Origin of the sequence: Halomonas sp. ND22Bw, assembly GCF_003011945.1 — a bacterium.
Classification (GTDB): Bacteria; Pseudomonadota; Gammaproteobacteria; order Pseudomonadales; family Halomonadaceae; genus Halomonas; species Halomonas halophila.
Map to the genome: position 1 here is coordinate 1 of NZ_PXWD01000425.1, position 340 is coordinate 340.

General features: G+C 65.3%; 1 protein-coding gene. It reads right to left on the bottom strand.

Annotated features, from left to right (window positions below; genetic code table 11):
- The coding region (locus CVH10_RS18745) for a patatin-like phospholipase family protein (protein ID WP_181244502.1) at nt 1-340 on the bottom strand (340 nt) is incomplete at both ends.

Consider the following 340-nt stretch of genomic DNA (forward strand, 5'->3'; position numbering starts at 1 on the left):
GAAAGTGGAGCAACCCCCATGGGCCGATGGCCTTCAAGGAGAAGAGGTCCTTGCCCGTGAGCAAGGCCTGCAGCATCGGGAAGACCTTGGCCTCGAACTCCGCGGAGCCGGGCCAGCGCATGCCGCAGGAGGACATGATCGCGGCGGTGATCAGGCTGCCACCGGATACCGTTGAGAGGTGCGTCACACGTTCCAGTAGCCCTTCGGCCGCGAGGCGCCGAAGGACGCCCAGATGGAAGGCCGCGGCGCGGACGCCGCCTCCTGAAAGGGCCAGCTTGATCTCCAGCGACGAGGCATTGTCCTCGCCTTTCGTGCCTTTGGTATCCGTGGGAGCCGTCAT